Source organism: Chryseolinea sp. T2 (genome assembly GCF_037203685.1).
Lineage (GTDB): Bacteria > Bacteroidota > Bacteroidia > Cytophagales > Cyclobacteriaceae > Chryseolinea.
This window is the reverse complement of sequence record NZ_JBBCAU010000011.1, coordinates 129,549-148,771: the sequence shown is the minus strand read 5'-3', so window position 1 is coordinate 148,771 and position 19,223 is coordinate 129,549. Positions and strand designations below refer to the sequence as shown.

Genomic DNA, 19,223 nt, shown 5'->3' with positions numbered 1-19,223 from the left:
TTATTAAGGGACAAACCAAAAATGTTTCGATTGATTGACTATTTTGGTATTAAAACACACCTCAACCTTCCAATATCAGTTGATCTATGCTACCTACGCTTGAATATCATAACCAGGGCCGGGGCGGCGCTGTCGTTTACAAAGATGAGGAGGGCGACATCAGATTGTCCTTTGAGTTCGGCGCCGGCGATTGTGTGGCCATCATCTTCGTGCCGGCTCCTGAACACTGGACGCGTTCAACAAACCGGTCGTTATCAGAGCGCGATACGATATTGACGTTTGTGGCGGAGAGAGCTGCCAGAGATCAGACGTCGGGCGGCTCTTATACGTTGTCGGATAGTTGGATAGAGATTTTTTCCAGGTAAACACTAATACCATTCCTGAAGTAACCATATCACCGATTGAACTATTCACCTTCTAACGCAATCTCCCGTCGACTAAAAAATCTTCCAGATCAATATCCGATCTTGAAAATGAAAGGTCGCGTGTACCATTGGGTTGATAAAGGAAGCTAAAGGATTTACCGATATCGCGATAGTATACACTTTCGTCCATTTCCGCCCCCCAACCCTGGTCTATCTCAACCTTTTCAAAAATAATTTTACCAAATGTTTTACCGTCCCGGCACAAAACAAATAGCCCTTCCTCGGTTCCGGTCAACGTGTACTCATGCAAGTATCCATCAGCCGGTGCGATTGGCCTCTCGAAAAGAAATGATGAATTGATATCCTTCGTGAACACCGGAATAATCCCACCACCGCGATGTGCAACGATTACTTTTGGTTGCACCAGTTCATGAACAGGTTTGAACCAAAGGTCACAGTTAAGTGTATCACTGTTCGCCCTTTGCGTCATTAAATCGAAACCTAATGTCTCAAAACCAAACATATCCCAACCGTTACCATTACGGGAGTTTTCTATTCTGATCCTCAGGAAAGGGTAATCGTCATCACCGGGCAAACCATCAATCGTGAGGTGACTGACCAGAGAGGGGTTCTCATTGATTCGCGCAAGCTTTAAATCGATTTGAACATGACGGCTGTCCAACTCTCGATTGCTGCGAGCCGGATTGAAGCCCGTTATTCTTGCCGCTGCCTCAATTTCATGGCCCTTATCGAACTCGACGTAATAGCTACCAAACTTGTCTGTTTTTACAGACTGCTTAACGAACGACGCTTCGTCAATCCCGTGCATATACCAGCACAATACTACAACCTCGGCGTTGGGAATAGGCTGTCCGTTTTCCTCGTCGGTGACCAGACCCTTTACAACAATATTCCGCCGGTCCCAGCAAGACGACGTTACCAATAAAGCCAACGACAGTACTATCAACCTCTTCATTTCCGAACTCAATAACGACGCAAAGAAATACTTATCTTCATCTCGCGTGATATATCAAATATACGGAACCATCTATTGCGACCACCTTTTTCAGCTATGAATCTGCAGTTTGCGTGCTGCGACCATTTCAGCAAAACGTGACAAATCGTTAAATTGATGACATGAAAGAAGTAGAGACCCTAATTCCCCATCGCGCTCCATTCCTCTATGTTGACCGGCTGACCAGTGCTACTGCAGCAGAGATTATCGGAGTTAAGACTTTTTCAGATACAGATGAATTTTTGAGCGGCAGCTTTCCAGAGTTTGCTTTTGTGCCTGGCATGGTACTCGTCGAGGCCATGGCACAGTGCGGCGGTGCCGGAATAAAGAAAGCCGGCCTGGGTGAACGCATGTTCGGCTTCGCGGGAATTGAAAAGGTCCTCTTTCACAGGGGTGTCCCTTTAAACAAAGAATTTGTAATGGTCGTGACGAACATCAAGATCAGTGACAAATACTTCAAGCAGTCGGGTAAGGGTTACGTTGGCGATGACCTCTGCGTTGAAGCAACGTGGATGTGCGTAAAGATTCAATAACACAAGCATTGCCGCCGGGCGGTAGAAATGAAAGTTCGTCTGTTTTGTGAGGAACAGAATTTATATCACTCCGACCTCAATGTGACGCCCGGTCTGGTGACCACAACCTTTATCGCCTGCGATCCCACGGTGGCGAATGCCAGGGCAAGAGCCATCAGTCCTCCAACTGCAAATGGCCAAAGACTGAGTGTTACGTGATAGGCGAATGAACTTAACCATTGATCAGCAAAATAATAGCCAACCGGCGTAGCTATAACCGTCGCGATCAGCACGAGCACCAAATGTCCCATCGTTGATGAGTAAAACAAGTTCGACGAAGAAGCTCCAAATATTCTTCTGATTGAATACTCTTTACTCTTCATCTCGGCCGTGTACGACGACAAACCAAACAAACCCAGGCATGCTGTAACGATGCCTATGGCACCAAATATTTTGAAGAGCATCTCGGTTATTTGCTCTGAACGATACATTGACTGAAAGTCGTCGTCCAGAAAGCTGTAGGCAAGCGGCTTCTGCGGATTGAATTTCTTCCATGCTTTTTCAATAGCATCTAAGTTCTGCTGCGGATCGCCTTCAATTCGAATCAGCATGTTCGTGTAAAAATCGCGAGTGTTGCCCTGATTGATGATGAGCGGTGCGACATTTTCGTGAATAGATCTGAAATGAAAGTCCTTCACTATGCCGACAACTTCCAATCCTTCGTTAGTAATACCGAAAATTTTAAGGCCCAGGGGGTCAGATAAACCAAACAGTTTAGCTGCTTCCTCGTTGACCAGTACTGCAGCGGTATCCAATCTCGCGTCACTATGGAAGTCGCGACCCTTCACCAATGATATCTCCATCGTTTTGAGAAAATCCTGATCAACACTAATCGAAGTAACAATGGGCACTCCGCTTGTTGTCCGACCTGGCCAATCGATGGGGCCGCCAGTAAAGACGTCAGTGACGTTTTGGTCCATTGCGCAAATTGCTTGAATGCCTGGTACCTGAAGTAGTTCTGATTTGAATGTTTTATAGTCTTTCGACCAGTCGTGTACGCTTATTACATTCTCGCGCTGGTATCCAAGATTTTTCATTCTAATGTACCGCAGCTGGCTATATACTACCAGTGTCCCAGAGATGATGAGGATGGAGAAAACAAACTGCAACACAACAAGCGATCTCGACAAGGTGCCACCTCCCAATGTAGTACCATGAGCACCCTTCATCAGCAATGAAGGATGAACAGAAGAAAGAATCACGGCCGGATATATGCCGGACAACAAGCCCGCTAAAACCATGGCACCAAGCGAAATGAGCAATGGAGTTCCAAAAGTCTGAATATTAAATGAAAGGTCCTTTCCAACCATTGAATTGAATAGTCCGAGCACCGCAGCTGCAATCACGATGGCAAACATCATTGCTATACAAACCGCCATCAGCGATTCTCCCAGCAGTTGCGCTACCAACTGGAGGCGATAAGCTCCTATCGTTTTTCTCAAACCAATTTCCTTTGCACGTCGGATACCACGCACCGTAGTCAGGTTGGTAAAGTTGACGCAGGCAATGGCGAGAATAAAGACGGCCAGTAAGGTAAAGATCAGCACGTATTGTTTGTTGCCTTTTCCTTCGGGTTCTAAAGTGTAGGTTGTCTCTCCAAGATGTATTTCCGTGACTGGCTGAAACACCAGATCTCCCCTTGCTCCCGCTGTTTCGGGATCGGATGCCATCCTGGACAGAAGAACCTGATTAATGCTTCGCGAAACTTCATCGACCTTCGACGGATCTTTAAACTTAACGTAGTGATAGGAGCTGTAGCTACTCCATACGGCTGCATCTTTTCCAAGGTCGAATATGCGTGTGATGAAGTCGAACCGGAGATGAGAGTTGGCGGGAATGTCTTCAATAACTGCAGATATGTGTTGTCCATTCCGAAGGACCTTCCCCACATTATTTATTGGCTCACCGAACAGTTTTAGTGCAAGGCTCCTGGTGATCACAACGGATTCGGCATTTGGCAGTGGATTGCCGGCATCTCCTTCAATGAATTTATAGGGAAAGATCTTAAAGAACGCGGCATCAGCAGCGAGCCCTACGGCAAATACTTCCTTTGCGTCAGTAGCTATGGCCTTATCGGTCCCGAGCAATGAGGCGCGAGATATCAACTCGATCTGAGGATAGTCGTGCGCAACGGCGTCGGACAGCGCATTGGGGCTAAACGATGTATACATCACCTGACCACCCATATCGAGCGAACTTACAATTCTGAAAATTTTATCGGCATCAGGATGAAATTTATCGTATGACCGTTCGTCGTTTACATACACCAGGATCAGCAATACAGTTGAAAGTCCTACAGACAATCCGGCGATGTTGATGAATGAATAGCCCGGATGTTTCTTCATACCCCGAACGGAGAACTTAAGGAAATGGCCTATCATTGGTGCGATCGATGGTCTCTTGCTGCGTCTCGAGATTATACCAATCCTTACGAAATCAAATGTATGTACGATGGCCCTTAAGCGTGCGCGTGATTCACCGACCCGTTGGACGTCGTATTCAAATTGTTCGACCACATCGCCCTCGATGGTTTCGATCAGGTCTTCAGGACAAATCCAACGGAGGAATGTCAGCAGCCAACGGGGCATTTTAGCATCTTGCTTCATTGCGTTTTACTTTAATTGACGTATCAGTATCCAGCGTTGTTGGTTCTTCCTTTATCGGGTTGGTTAATTAATGCCTGCGCCGCTAATACTACACATCGGTTTCTTAACCCTGCACTTGCGAATTCATACCGAATGGGTCGCAAAAATCCATCACTCCGACCTCAGTGTGACGCTCGGTCTTGTGACTATAACTTTCATCGCCTGTGATCCCACGGTAATGAGTGCTAAAGCAGTAGCCATCATTCCGCCAAGGGCAAAAGGCCAGACACTGAGCGATGCGTGATAGGCAAATGAACTTAACCATCGGTCGGCAAGGTAATAGCCAACGGGCATGGCAATTGTAGTCGCTATAAGGACCAGGACCAAATGCCCAATTGTCGACGAGTAGAACAGGTTTGAAGATGATGCTCCAAAGATCTTTCTGATCGAATACTCTTTACTCTTCATCTCTGCGGTGTACGACGATAGTCCAAACAAACCCAGGCACGCTGTAACGATACCAATCGCAGCAAATACTTTGAAGAGCACCTCCGTTATTTCCTCCGAATGATACATTGCCTGCAAGTCATCGTCGAGAAAGCTATAGACAAACGACTTTTGCGGATTGAACTTCTTCCATGCTTTCTCTATTGCATCTATGTTCCTCTGCGGATCGCCTTCAATTCGAATCAACATGTTCGTGTAGAAATTGCCGATGTTACGCTGGTTGATGAAAAGTGGAGTAACGCTCTCGTGAATTGATCTGAAATGAAAGTCCTTCACTATGCCGACCACCTCCAGCCTACCCTTCGTAATGCCTCTGATTTTAAGTCCCAGGGGGTCGGCTACGCCGAGAAGTTTAACTGCCTCTTCATTAACAATTACTGCAGCGGTGTCCAATTCAGCGTCGCTGTAGAAATCGCGTCCCTTCATTAGAGTTATTTTCATCGTTTTCAGAAAGTCGCAATCTACAGTAAGCCCATTAACAATGGGGACTCCGTTGGTTGTCCGGCCTGGCCAATCTATGCCTCCGCCTCCAATAACGTCAATGAGGTTTTGATCCAATGCACATATGGCCTGTATGCCCGGAACCTGAAGTAATTCTGATTTGAATGTTGGATAGGTCTTTGACCAATCGTGAACACGGATCACATTCTCGCGTTGATAGCCAAGATTCTTCGTTCTGATGTATCGCAGCTGACTGTATACCACCAGCGTTCCGGAAATGATGAGGATTGAAAAAACGAACTGCAATACCACAAGCGACCTGGACAAAGTGCCGCCTCCCAATGAGGTTCCATGAGCACCCTTCATCAGCATTGATGGATGAACAGATGATAGAATGACCGCAGGATAGATGCCCGATAATAAACCCGATGCTGCCATGGCACCAAGTGAAATGAGCAATGGGGTACCAAACGTTTGAATATTAAAGGAAAGATTCTTACCTACCATAGCATTGAATGGCTCAAGCGCAAGAGCGGAAATCACGATTGCAAACAACATCGCTATGCAGACCGCCATCAACGATTCCCCCAGCAGCTGTGCTACTAGCTGGAGGCGATATGCTCCTATAGTTTTCCTCAACCCAATTTCCTTGGCACGCCGGATCCCGCGCACAGTAGTCAGGTTTGTGAAGTTGATGCAGGCAATGGCGAGAATAAAGATGGCCAGAAGGGTGAAGATCACCACATACTGTTTGTTGCCTTTACCCTCCGGTTCCATGGTGTAGGTTGTTTCGCCGAGATGTATTTCTGTAAGCGGCTGAAATACCAGCTCTCCCTTGAATCCCGATGTTCGTGGATCGGATGACAGCTTGCTAAGAAGCACCTGATTAATGCTTCGCGACATTTCATCCACATCAGATGGATCCTTAAACTTCACATAGTGATAGGAACCAAAGTTGATCCACACAGCCGCATCTTTTCCATAATCCATCATGCGCGCAACGTAATCGAATCGCAGATGAGAATTGTCAGGAACGTCGTCAATGACTGCAGACACATGCAGTCCATTACGAAAAACCTTTCCCACGTTGTTAGTCGCTTCACCGAACAGCTTCAAGGCAAGACTTTTTGTGATCACAACTGAGGCGTTATCCGGGAATGGTTTGCCGGCATCGCCTTCTATGAACTTATAAGGGAAGATCTTAAAGAATGCCGCATCAGCTGCGAGTCCGACGGCAAATACTTCTTTCGTGTCGGTTGCTACAATCTTATCAGTCCCGAAGAATGAAGCCCGGGAGATAAACTCCACCTGAGGATAATCGTGCGCAACGGCGTCGGACAGCGCATTGGGACTAAACGATGTGTACATCACCTGGCCACCCATATCGATGGTGCTGACAATTCTGAAAATTTTATCAGCATCAGGATGAAACTTGTCGTATGATCGTTCGTCGTTCACATACACAAGGATCAGCAACACGGTTGCCAATGCAACAGACAATCCGGCGATGTTGATAAAGGAATAGCCCGGATGCTTTTTCATTCCTCGTAGGGAGAATTTAAAGAAGTGACCAACCATTGGCCCGATTGAACGTTTTTTGTTTCGTCTGGAAATAATGCCAATCCTTACGAAATCAAGCGTGTGAATGATGGCTCTCAGGCGTGCGCGTGGGTGACCGACCCGTTGGACATCGTACTCAAATTGTTCGACCACGTCGCCTTCGATGGTTTCGATCAGATCGTCGGGACAAATCCAACGGAGGAATGTCAGCAGCCAGCGAGGCATTTTAACATCTTGCTTCATGGGGTTTACTTTAATTGAGGTATCAGCTTCCAGAGATGTTGCCGTTCTTCCTTAATCGACTTCAATAGTGAAAGGCCGGCGCCTGTAATGCTGTAGCAACGCTTTCTTCTCCCTCCTCTTACGGATGTTGCACCGCCCACTTTTGATTTTATGTACCCTTTGTCCTCGAGCCTGTACAATGTTACATGTACGCCTCCAAGGTTCACGGCGCGGCCCAGCTGACTTTCAATCTCCGTTACAATTGAATTGCCATAGGCGTCGCCGTTCAATACGGCTACGATGGTTAAAATCAATTCCTCAAACTCACCAAGCCGGTCTTTGTTGTTCATTTCTATGCGATTTGTCTAATAAATATAGAATATTTCTATTATAGTTGTCTAACATATAAGGAAACAATTTATCCGAACCAAAGCCGCGTCTTCCGATAGGTTTGCAAATCGCTATCGTTTCCGGGTAGAATCCGTCAGGTGAACAGGCTGTAGGTGAACCACCACTGGTTAATAGGCCTCATGCATTCCATACACAAAGCCGGCCCGTTGCCAGACGGCCCATTTCCGTCCGTTTCTTATAAATTGGTCTAATTTTGTGGTTACACAACGGTTTAACGGTGACTCACGGGTTGATTGAGAGAAATCATAAGTGCATTATTACAAATCAGAGTGAGAAACGAAAATCAGAGTGAGGAACAGTGTGAGAGTGAAGAAGGGAACAGCGTCCAGAGCAAATATTTTATGAAGGTTAAATTGAAAGTAGCATTAATTAGTCTCCTCCTGCCCTTCGCCTCCGTGAGCTTAAGGGCACAGGAAAAGCCCGCGGAGAGCGCGCAGGAAATGGCGGACAAACTGGCAAACCCCGTGGCCAGTATGATCAGCCTGCCCTTCCAAAATAACACCGACTGGGGCATCGGAGCATACAGCGGCTCAAAAAACACATTGAATATCCAGCCCGTTATCCCCATTAAGATCAATGCGAAGCTTAACCTGATAACGCGATACATCCTTCCAGTAGTTGATCAAAGAAATGTAACGGAGTTCAATACACATCAGTTTGGTCTGAGTGACTTAACTGCCAGTGCATGGTTTTCGCCTGCCCAGCCGAAGAACGGACTTATATGGGGTGCTGGTCCTGCCCTGCTGGTGCCGACTGCTACAAACGAATATCTTGGAACGAAGAAATTCGGCGTTGGACCAACGGCATTGCTACTGAAGCAGACACACGGCATGACCTTCGGTTTCCTGGTAAACCAAATCTGGAGCATCGCCGGGGATGAGGACCGGCAGGATATAAATCAACTATTTGTACAACCCTTCTTTGCCCGAACCTTTGCCAGCGGTGCCAGTATTGGTGGCAATATGGAACTAACGCAGAACTGGCAAAACAGTACCACATTGCTGTTCTTCAACCCAACGCTATCTGCCATCACCAAGATTGGCAAGCAACCAATGCAGCTTGTGCTCGGTCCACGCGTACCGTTGAGCGGTCCCGACAGCACCAAGCCAAAGTTCGGGATTCGGGCTGTGTTGATTTTCATCTTTGCGGAATAAGAAGATTATTCTGTAATCAGATATTAAATATTCCTGTAATCAGACACTAAAATGAACACCACCGTCATTAAAACAGAGTGAGGAACAGTGTGAGAGTGAAGACATTTCATTTTCCCCAGGCGGCATTCGGATGACCATTAAAAAATACGAAATTGGCATCCGACATACCACCCAAGAATGTCTGAAAGATGATAAATACTGCTTGCGTACAGACCTCATTTAATACCATAATTAAGCATTCAATCCTCCTCTCCGGTTTCCTGCTTTCGGCACTCCTTTGTACTGTGGCAGTGCCAGGCAGAGCTCAGGCCCCATTGCGGCACCCCACCGGCGACATATACCAACGACTTCATAAATTAAATACCGTTGGTTCCGTACTTTATCTTGCTGCACATCCCGATGATGAGAACACACAACTCATTGCCTACTGCAGCAACGAGCTTAATCTGCGCACCGGCTATTTGTCGGCAACGCGAGGTGGTGGCGGTCAGAACCTGATAAGTTCCGAAATCCAGGAAGAATTGGGCATCATCAGAACTCAGGAACTACTTGCTGCACGAAACCTCGATGGCGGAGAACAGTTTTTTTCAAGAGCGATCGACTTCGGCTTTTCAAAGAACCCGGATGAAACATTTGGCAAGTGGGACAAGCAAAAGATCCTTGCCGACTTTGTATGGGTGATCAGGAAGTTTCGCCCCGATGTGATGATCACACGCTTTAACCTTGAACCAGGTATTACTCATGGTCAGCATACTGCGTCTGCCGTACTGGCCCTGGAGGCATTCAAACTCAGTGGCGACAGCACAGCGTTTCCTGAGCAATTAAAATATGTGAAGCCCTGGCAGCCCACCCGTATTTTCTGGAATGCAAGCATATTCTTTTATAAGAATCCGGAAGAGCTGAAGTCTGATAAATTCATCAAGGTGGATATCGGCAAGTACAACCCCTACTTTGGCAAGTCTTACAACGAGATCGCTGCGGAAAGCAGGAGCATGCATAAGAGTCAGGGATTTGGGCGTGCCGGCACGCGGGGAGAAACGTTCGAGTATCTTCAGCAATGGGGCGGCACAAAGGCGCTGGGTATGTTTGACGGAATCAATACTACCTGGACAAGAATGCCCGATGCGAAGCTGGTGAGCAAGTACATACAACAGGCGTTGCACGAATTCAATCCAGCCAACCCATCGGCTATTGCTCCAGTATTGCTGCGCGCCAGGACTGAGATCCTTAAATTGAAGGACCAATACTGGAAAGAAACGAAGCTCAGGGAAGTAAATGAACTGTTGCTCGCTGTTACGGGATCGTTTATTGAATTCACCGCAAAGCGTGAATCGTATTCTCCTTCTGACAGCATAGCCATCCAGCTGGAAGCCGTGAACAGGAGCCGCACACCAATGGATCTAGTCAGCGTTTCACTTTCGAGCTGGAAAGACAACGACAACGTCAACAAACGACTGGCGGAGAACGTGCCGTTCACAACAACTTACAAGCAGGTGCTCAATGCTGACAGGCCGATTTCAAATCCATACTGGCTAGCGAACGCCTGGACTGAAGGGATGTACGATGTGAAAGATCAGAACCTTATCGGATTAGCACAAAACAAACCAGAGATCACGGCGAAGGTTACATTGAAGATCATCGATCAAACTATCGACGTTGATGTGCCCGTGGTCTACAAAGAATCGGATCGCGTAAAAGGCGAAGTTTATTCACCCGTAGTGATGGAGTCGGACGTGATGATAAACATTGAACAAAAGGCCCTCGTCTTTCCCGACCAGGCAGGTCGTGAGATTAAAGTAACACTGGTCGCAGGCCAGGACAATGTTACCGGTCGCCTGGTTCCTAAGGCGTCGGCCGGCTGGAAGGCAACTCCTGATCACTATGATTTCAAGCTCAGTCAGAAATCTGAAGAGCAGGATTTCATCTTTCAGCTGATGCCTCCCGATGGTGCGTCGATAGGAACGATGGGTGCCGTGGCTATTGTGGATGGGCACGAGCTGGCGAGAGGCATTCATGTCATCGATCACGATCATATTCCCCGTCAGACGTGGTTCCCTAAATCGGAGACCAAAGTAGTGCACGTGGATCTGAAACGGAAAGGTCAACGCATAGGCTATGTGATGGGCGCCGGCGACGAAGTTCCCAACAGCCTGCAGCAGATGGGATACCAGGTAGATATGCTTCAAAAGAACGACCTGGAGGCAACGAACCTCGCAAGGTATGACGCGGTGATCGTTGGTGTAAGGGCGTTCAATACCGTCGACTGGCTCGCGTACAAAAACCAGGCGCTATTCGACTATTCGAAGAATGGCGGCGTGGTGATTGTTCAATACAATACTCCTGGTACAGTAACCGAGCGACTCGCGCCCTACGCTGTGACCTTGTCCGGAAGTCGTGTTACGGTCGAGGACTCGGAAGTCAGAATCCTTGCTCCTGATCATCCGGTTCTTAACACTCCCAACAAGATTGTGAAAGAGGATTTTTCCGGATGGATACAGGAACGTGGACTTTACTTCCCGTCGAAGTGGGGTTCGGAGTTCGAGCCTATCATCAGCTGCAATGATCCGGGTGAAGCACCACTCAACAGCAGTATGCTTGTTGCACGACATGGAAAGGGATACTACATATACACGGGCATATCGTTCTTCAGGCAGTTGCCTGCAGGTGTGCCGGGAGCATACAGACTCTTTGCGAATATGATCTCACTCGGTGCGCAGAATGCACGACCGTAAAGCTGTCGCTAGTTTTACATTTTAGATTTAGAGTTTTACATTTTGCGGTTGTTGCTCCGCAGAGGTAATGCAATTACTGCAGTTAGTTTTGCTCACCTTTACGACTCAGATGTTGTTGAAAGGGCTTAACCGCAAAATGTAAAACTCTGAATGTAAAATGTAAAAGTTTTAAGAACCCCAAAAGCGATCGCCGTTGATCGCCTTGCCCATCATCCTCAAATACGATGGACGATTTGCGTAGCGATAGTAATCATATCCTTTCAGGTAGCGGACCTTTTTAACAGTACGGGCACGATCGTAGCCATAGACCTTCGTTCTTTTTGTTTTGTACTTGTTTGTTCTGGCTGTTCGATGGGGAGGCTTTGCATCACGAGATGGGGAGGCTTCGCCATATGACGTAATGAATACGCACATGATGGCAATCAGAATGTACTTCTTCATTTAGTTTGTTAGTGGTTATTGATTTCGGAATGATATAATGCAAACAGTGTGCTAAATAAAAAACAACTCTTCCCGTATTGGGAAGACGATGTTGACGCGCACACGAAGCTCGAATTTCCGAAAACCACTGTGTAGCTAGACGACGGTCTCAGCTACAAACTTTACTCCTGCTCCTTCCACCCTTCATCCTATTGAAATGACATTATGCTATTCTCTTAAACGAAACAAAAAAACTTGCACCTCTGCCTCCCACACTTTCACACCATATCTTTCCGTCCATTTCATTTACAAACTTCCTGGCTATTGACAGACCGAGTCCTGTTGAGTTTTCATTGTTGGTAGGCCTTGCGCTGAGGCGTTGATACTTCCCGAATAAACGGCTCTTATCATCGTCATTAAGTCCTGGCCCCTGGTCTCTTACCTCGCAGATCGCTTCGCCGTTGTCGCCAACAAGAGATACAAAGACTTCCCGCTCATGAGGTGAAAACTTAATAGCATTACTGAGAATGTTTTCGAGGACCTGTCCGGTGTAGCTCTTGTCGGCGGTTATGAAGATATTCTGGGCGACATCTCTATTTATTTTTATGTTTTTCTTTGATGCGTCTGAGGTATAGCGTTCAACGATAGCATGCACCATGTCGGAAATACATACGCGCTCCATAGTGAGATTCAGTTGTCTTGATTCAATCGCATTCACATCGAGAATCTTCGATACCATTTCATTTAAGCGAACCGTGCTGTCCATCATTACGTTGATGTATCGCTCGCTCTGTTCATCGATTGAGCCGGTCATCTTAATAAGAGATATCAACCCCTGCACCTGGTTCAGCGGACTCTTCAGGTCATGGGCAACGATTCCAATGAGGTTGTTCTTCTCCTGATTTAAAGCAATCAGATCTTCGTTGCTTTGCTTGAGAGCAATTGTTCTTTCGTCGATCAGCTTTTGAAGTGCAATGTTCTTCCTTCTGTTCTCCGCCTGAGCGAACGCGAACGACACCGTTACAAGCACTGACACTGCGAGCAAGATGAGAGCAAAGAACCACAGCTTCTGCCAGAACGGCTGTTCTACTGTAAACGACAATGAAGATACTTTACTCCAACCATAGGGGCCGCTTTTCTTCGCTTTCACTTCCAGAACATGGCCGCCCGGATCAAGCGATGGCAGAGATATTAATTGTGCCTGAGTAGTAAGCCAGGCGGTGTCTGGCTGAACTCTGTATTGAATTGTAAGTTCATGTTCAGGAAACGTGATAGAGGAAACCAGCACCGAAATAAAATCGCGAAAGGCAACGTGAGCGCCTGATTGAATACCTCTAGGCAGTCCGTTGATACGTGTTTCAATAAAGCGCGGTCTGGGCGTTTCCTGCCTTCCGGACGACATTTGTGAACCATAGCACAATCCTTTCGAAGTTCCCACCCAAACCTGTTGATCACGCGCCACAAGTAACCCTCCGTGTCCAATAGCATTCGACGGAAGACCGGAACTCTCATTAAACAAATCGTGCGTTTCGGTTGCAGGGTCGAAAAGCATTACGCCAAAAGCGTTTGAAAGCAGCAGCCGGTTACGTCCATAAACTTCTACGAGCTTCACTGACTGCTCTGCGAACTTCGATCCCAGCATGATCTTCTTCACCGAACCATTGCTGTACTTCAGCAAGCCTTCGCTGGTCGCGAGCCAAATATTGCCATCAAGGAAGGCCATGTCTGTAACATTGAAATCACCTATAACCGGAAAGCTGATGGGAAGGCTTATGTTTCTGAACTGCGTCGCGTTGTCAGGCTTGAAGAACAAATATGAATCTCGGCCATTAGAGGCAGCGTAAATGCCGTCCTTTCCAACATATACACCATTAACCACACCCTTACTGCCGATCGGTATCTCAAAGGATTCAAGTTTATATTGAGGATTGATCCTGTATGCGGAGTGATTGCCAGGAATAGTGAGCCAAATGTTGCCGTCACGATCCCTCCTCAACTGAGTCACAAACCTTCTGTTGGCGCTAAAGTCGAAATTACGTTTTACATGAGCTCCGTCCAGCAGCAGTACCTGAAACGCGTTAGCCGCCCAGATGCCTTCATCGGTTACCAGTATCGACTGGAAATATCCATCTTCCATTTCAAAGATGGTGCTGTTGGTCTTCGTCTTTTTATCGTAGCTGTACAGGGTGGATTGAGTAGCATAGTAAATCTTGTCTGCATGAATATCCTCAGCAATCGATTCAATAAAATCATTAATATTTTCCGAAACCGTCTGAAAAAGATTCTCCTTCATCCGGACCCATCCATCGTTTCCAGAGATCCATATGTCACTTTCATTGCTGACATAAACATGATTAACGTTATTAATAGCAAGCGGAATCTGGCTGTAACTATCCGTGGCCAGATCGTAGACGAAGTGACGATTTCCATGAGTGGCTACAAACACTTTCTGATCGCGAATTGTTGTGATGAACGAAACTTCCGCTGCCTGAAATCTGCGTTTCAAATCACCAAAGCCACCGTTCTTTAGCAACGGTGCAGTGTAGAGTCCATCATGTACGCCAACGACCAGGCTACCACCGATAACAGAAGCAAATTCAACATTCCGCGGAAACTGCCTTCCAACCGGCTCGAACGAATCCTTAGCCACATCGAATTTAAATACATGACCCTGATAAGAGACCGTGAACAGGTTCTTTGCTTCATCTTCAAAGAAGGAAAAAGCACGAAGGAAACGCGGCGTTCTGTCCGCTAAATCAAATTCAAATCGTCGGAGGGTTTTGTCCTGCAACCGGACTACGGATTGCGATTCGCTCACCCATATGGTTCCGTTACCATCCTCATATAACAGCTTTGGATACGATAGGGATGAATCATTGGCGTGATCGCGCACTACCTGGCATACCTGTTCGAAGATTACATTCTGGCCCTGATTTTTTATCTCTAATACGTCAAGATCACCGAATGCCAGGAGTCTTCCACTCCTGGTCTTCAGAAATCCTTTCATATAGTGATTGTGAACAGCCGCTCTGTATTCGGTAAAACGGATGCCGTCATACTTCACAAGGCCTTCATCGGTTGCAATCCAGAAATAGCCCAATGAATCCTGGATCGAGGCTTTGATGATATCGCTGGGCAATCCCTCTTCTACCCGATAGCGCTTGAAGTTGTAATCCTGCGCCGTCGAGGAAATAAAAATGAGCAATAAAAATACTGTACCGAAGCCTCGGAACATGCGTTTTGGGGAGGTTGGATGAGCTACATTAATTTAACACTTTAATTGAGCAACTCAACGCCCGGGCGCCAGTCTTGTTTGTCGAGCTACCGTCGGAAAGCCGAAGAACGAGAAGAAGGGAACGGAGTAGGATTACTCCTGAAGGCGCTCCATCACAGCCTGTTTGTAAAGTCTGCCTATGGGTATCTCATGGCCGGCCAGCTGGACGGCAACACCGTTGTAACCTGATATCTTTTCGAACGACACCATGTAAGATCGATGCACCCGCAGGAACTTATGATCAGATAAGAGGTTTTCCAGCGCGCTGATTGATTGCTTTGCCAGCACATTCTTTCCACCATTCAGAAAGACCTTGACGTAATCTTTCCAGCTTTCGATGTAGACGATATCATTCACGAATATCTTCTTCATGTCGCGATCGACTTTAAGATAGATGAAGGAGGCTGTTTTCGGGGCTTCATGTTCTGCAATGAAATCCGTGTCACGTCCCATGAGGCGATTGAGCTTTGTGATGGCCTTGAGGAATCTTTCAAACGATACTGGCTTCACCAGGTAGTCGACAGCATCGAGCTCGAATCCATCCACTGCAAATTCACGATATGCGGTAACGAATATAACCTTTGGCGGCTGCGAGAGACTCTTTAGAAAATCGGTTCCGATGATGTGGGGCATTTTGATATCGAGGAAGATCACATCGACAGGCTTGTGCCTTAGCACGTCCAACGCCTCAAGCGCGTTCTTGCACTGTCCGGCGATCTCGAGACCATTGATGGTACCTATATAGTTAGACAGCACCTTCAATGCTGGTGGCTCATCATCAATCAACAGACACCGCAGTTTCACGAGACTTGAGTTATTGATGACAATGATGACTGAGACGACCAGGACGATATTTTTCTGTATCCATTCAGCTTAACGAGTAATGACACCACAAAGAAGTCGCCTTCATCATGCATTTTCAGTTCATGATTTTCAGGATACATCACGGCCAGCCGCCGCTTTACGTTGCTAATGTCCAAACCGGAACGGTCCCTGTCGTAGAGTATAAATTCGCTTTTACTATTCGCCACCTTACAGCGCAACAAGCCGGACTTTACAGAGATATCAACGCTGATCCAATGGCGCTCCACTTCGACGGCCATACAGTGCTTAAAGGCATTCTCAAGGAATGGAAGCATCAGCAAAGGCGATATGAAGCTGTCGCGGATATTGCCATCGACACTCCACGACACATCAACATTGCTGCCATGCCGCTCACTTTCGAGATCTATGTAATTTTTCATCATTTCAACCTCCTTCTCAAGACGAACCTGTTCAGTGTTGCAGTCATAAAGCATGTAGCTTAGCAACGAAGACAGTTTAAGGATCAGTCCCGGGGTCTTCGGCGAATTATCCGCCGAGAAGGAATAGATGTTATTGAGGGAGTTAAACAGGAAATGCGGATGAACCTGAGCTTTCAGCAGTTGAAGTTCTGCAGCAATTTTTTCCTGTTGCGTTTCCATCCACTCCTTTTGCTTGTGGCTCCATAGTTTAAAGAATTTCACAATCATGGGACTGGCGGCAGAAGTAGTCATGCACAAATAGCTGTGAGGCTGAAATCCCTTCGCGGGTATAAATTCAAAGCCAAGCATGATCTGTATTGGAACATAAATGTAGGTACGGTAGCCGCCATTAATCAAAAGGCCTACTGCGCCCCACGCAAGAACGATCAGAAAGAACTGTACAACCTTGCCCTTAAACAGCAAGCGTGGTACGGCCCAATAGGCAAGCGGATATCCAAACAAAATAAAAATGGGAACCCACAAGATCATATTAAAAACATATCGCCAGAAAGTTACCGGCGCTGTGTTCATGATCGTCCAGAACACTGCCCATATAGTTACGTGAAACGTCCAGTAAACGACATGCCTCGTTATGCGATAACGAGGTGAGAACACAAACTCGTTCAACAGGAAGGCGTCGAGCGACTTTCTGTAATCATTTAGCACTTCAAGTCTGACCTTTAATGCCTCGATCCAGCCGGCCGGCTTGTGCGTCAGATCATTGTCAATATGCAGGCTGCGGGTCTTCATTTTTTATGAACTCGGTATTGATCGGCCGTCCTGGAGACTCAATAATCGATGCTGATCTGCTTACCAGCTTAACAGCCATGGACACGACGAAAAAGTTGCCTTCATCGCTGATCTTCAGCTCGTGCTTTCCAGGATACAGGAACTGTAATCTCTTCCTGACGTTCCTGATGCCGATACCATTTTCACGATAAGCAACGTACTCATTTTTACTATTGATGATCTTACAGCGCAGTGCATCGTTCTTAACCAGTACATCAACACTTAACCAGTAGCGTCCTATCTGCTGTGAAATGCCGTGTTTGAAAGCGTTCTCCAAAAATGGCAGTAATAACAATGGGGCGATTAGTTTTTCCTTTACGTCACCCTGAACACTGAACGATATGTCAAGGCGGCTGCCATATCGTTCTCTTTCCAGGTCAATGTAATTCTTCATCACTTCCATCTCCTTTTCGAGAAACACTTCCTTTGTGTCGCATTCATACAACATGTAACTAAGTAATGACGACAACTTGAGAATAAGCCCAGGCGTTTTGGGAGAATTATCCATCGAAAATGAATAAATATTATTGAGCGTATTGAAGAGGAAGTGCGGATGAACCTGAGCTTTTAATAACTGTAACTCTGCCGTTACTTTTTCCTTTTGCGCCTGCATCCACTCTCTTTGCTTTAGTGTGCAAAGTTTAAAGAATCTGATGATCATCGGGCTCGCGGCAGAAGTTGTCATGCACAGATAGCAGAATGGCAAAGGTCCCCTTGGAAGGATGTTATCCAGACCCATTGCTTCCTGCACTGGTATGAGGACATAAGAACGATAGGCTGCATCGATGAAAAGCCCAACGGCACCCCATGCCAGCATGACAAGAAAGAACAACGATACCCTCCCCTTCAGCAACAGATGAGGAATTGCGCCATAGACGAGAGGGTAACTGAATAGGATGAAAACGGGAACCCACATGGTCATGTTTAGCAGATGGCGTCCAAAGGATAAAGGGACGCCGATCACGAGCCAAAAGGTAGCCCAGATTGTAACATGAAAAGACCAATAGATCACATGCCGCCAAACGCGATAGCGTGGAGAAAAAATGAAGTCGTTGCTTAGGAATTCGTTGAGGCGCTTCATGCATTACTAAGTTAGTGAATACGCCGAAATACCTGTCCTCCGGGATGCACAAAAAGACATACGACAAAAAATTGCGACGAACTACGTTAGTAATTCTTTGAATGCCCTTCAGGCGGGCCAACCGCTTTATTTCTGACATGTTCTTCGTTGGGCTATTCATGTTAGCGAGGGCAAAATCTGCACGTTAGTTTTCACAACACATTCACAAACACATTGGCGAACTGGTAAAAATATCATGGTTTTAGTTGGCTGTTACTTTGGGTTAATACCATCCGGAATCGTTGCGTTGGATACGTCTGCTCATGTATCTGCGCGACGACCGGTGGGCCTACACGGTTAGACAAATCCAAGAATTTAAACATAAATAAATCCCTATCATGAAAACTGATCCCATCATTGTCTTCAAGTCGGCGACAGATCTTGTAAAGCAGGCGAAAAGTGAAATTGAAAACCTTACTCCGCAGAAGGCAAGCGAAGAGCTTGCCAGGGGAAACGTTGTTCTTATTGACGTTCGCGAGGCAGACGAATTTCGTCAAGGTTATATAGCAGGCGCCATTCATGCGTCACGCGGCATGCTTGAATTCTATGCTGATTCAACGCTGCCATATCACAGACCCGAATTTGATAAAAGCAAAAGGCTGATCCTGTATTGCGCTTCCGGCGGACGCAGTGCGCTGGCCGTGCAGACGCTCGAAGATATGGGCTACAACAATATCGCTCACATCGATGGCGGTTTTAAAGCATGGCAAGCGGCGAATATGCCTACCGTTAAATAGAAAACTAAATCAAAAAAGACCCTCAACTCATTACAT

At 46.6% G+C, this 19,223-nt stretch carries 14 protein-coding genes; 5 read left to right on the top strand and 9 right to left on the bottom strand.

The window, feature by feature from the left end:
- The first annotated feature begins 86 nt into the window (after positions 1-86).
- Positions 87-365 (top strand): hypothetical protein, encoded by a 279-nt coding sequence (locus WBG78_RS28265; protein ID WP_337329892.1) that lies wholly within the window; start codon positions 87-89, stop codon positions 363-365.
- A gap of 52 nt (positions 366-417) precedes the next feature.
- Here WBG78_RS28265 and WBG78_RS28260 read toward each other — a convergent pair whose 3' ends face one another.
- A complete protein-coding gene (locus WBG78_RS28260; protein ID WP_337329891.1) occupies positions 418-1,341 on the bottom strand; it encodes a hypothetical protein in 924 nt (307 codons plus the stop codon).
- Between the two features lie 161 nt (positions 1,342-1,502).
- On the opposite strand from WBG78_RS28260, the gene WBG78_RS28255 reads away from it, so the two are divergent.
- Complete coding sequence (locus tag WBG78_RS28255; protein WP_337329890.1) at positions 1,503-1,913, top strand: 3-hydroxyacyl-ACP dehydratase FabZ family protein; 411 nt, start codon at positions 1,503-1,505, stop codon at positions 1,911-1,913.
- A gap of 65 nt (positions 1,914-1,978) precedes the next feature.
- On the opposite strand, the gene WBG78_RS28250 is transcribed toward WBG78_RS28255, so the two are convergent.
- The 3 genes from WBG78_RS28250 to WBG78_RS28240 form a co-directional block, all read right to left on the bottom strand.
- A complete protein-coding gene (locus tag WBG78_RS28250) occupies positions 1,979-4,558 on the bottom strand; it encodes an ABC transporter permease (RefSeq protein ID WP_337329889.1) in 2,580 nt (859 codons plus the stop codon).
- Positions 4,559-4,708: 150 nt separating this feature from the next.
- On the bottom strand, positions 4,709-7,288 hold the full coding sequence (locus WBG78_RS28245; RefSeq protein ID WP_337329888.1) for an ABC transporter permease: 2,580 nt from the start codon (positions 7,286-7,288) through the stop codon (positions 4,709-4,711).
- A gap of 5 nt (positions 7,289-7,293) precedes the next feature.
- Positions 7,294-7,617 (bottom strand): PadR family transcriptional regulator, encoded by a 324-nt coding sequence (locus WBG78_RS28240; RefSeq protein WP_337329887.1) that lies wholly within the window; start codon positions 7,615-7,617, stop codon positions 7,294-7,296.
- Between the two features lie 402 nt (positions 7,618-8,019).
- Here WBG78_RS28240 and WBG78_RS28235 point away from each other — a divergent pair, with 402 nt between their 5' ends.
- A complete protein-coding gene (locus WBG78_RS28235; RefSeq protein ID WP_337329886.1) occupies positions 8,020-8,832 on the top strand; it encodes a hypothetical protein in 813 nt (270 codons plus the stop codon).
- Between the two features lie 188 nt (positions 8,833-9,020).
- The gene (locus WBG78_RS28230; protein WP_337329885.1) at positions 9,021-11,564 is read left to right on the top strand and encodes a PIG-L family deacetylase; all 2,544 of its coding nucleotides are present in this window, start codon (positions 9,021-9,023) and stop codon (positions 11,562-11,564) included.
- Positions 11,565-11,732: 168 nt separating this feature from the next.
- Here WBG78_RS28230 and WBG78_RS28225 read toward each other — a convergent pair whose 3' ends face one another.
- From WBG78_RS28225 to WBG78_RS28205, 5 genes are all read right to left on the bottom strand, one after another.
- Entirely contained in the window at positions 11,733-12,005 is a 273-nt protein-coding gene (locus WBG78_RS28225) for a hypothetical protein (protein WP_337329884.1), read from the bottom strand.
- Positions 12,006-12,207: 202 nt separating this feature from the next.
- The gene (locus WBG78_RS28220) at positions 12,208-15,219 is read right to left on the bottom strand and encodes a sensor histidine kinase (RefSeq protein ID WP_337329883.1); all 3,012 of its coding nucleotides are present in this window, start codon (positions 15,217-15,219) and stop codon (positions 12,208-12,210) included.
- Between the two features lie 132 nt (positions 15,220-15,351).
- Positions 15,352-16,062, bottom strand: coding sequence for a LytR/AlgR family response regulator transcription factor (locus WBG78_RS28215; protein WP_337329882.1), 711 nt, complete (start codon positions 16,060-16,062; stop codon positions 15,352-15,354).
- The gene (locus WBG78_RS28210; protein ID WP_337329881.1) at positions 16,059-17,291 is read right to left on the bottom strand and encodes a sensor histidine kinase; all 1,233 of its coding nucleotides are present in this window, start codon (positions 17,289-17,291) and stop codon (positions 16,059-16,061) included. The genes WBG78_RS28215 and WBG78_RS28210 overlap by 4 nt, the downstream gene beginning before the upstream one ends.
- Positions 17,266-18,411 carry a sensor histidine kinase gene (locus WBG78_RS28205; protein WP_337329880.1) on the bottom strand — a complete coding sequence of 382 codons (1,146 nt, stop codon included), beginning with the start codon at positions 18,409-18,411 and terminating at the stop codon, positions 17,266-17,268. The genes WBG78_RS28210 and WBG78_RS28205 overlap by 26 nt, the downstream gene beginning before the upstream one ends.
- 377 nt (positions 18,412-18,788) lie before the next feature.
- Between WBG78_RS28205 and WBG78_RS28200 the strand changes: the two genes are divergently transcribed.
- Positions 18,789-19,187 carry a rhodanese-like domain-containing protein gene (locus WBG78_RS28200; protein ID WP_337329879.1) on the top strand — a complete coding sequence of 133 codons (399 nt, stop codon included), beginning with the start codon at positions 18,789-18,791 and terminating at the stop codon, positions 19,185-19,187.
- Positions 19,188-19,223 lie beyond the last annotated feature (36 nt).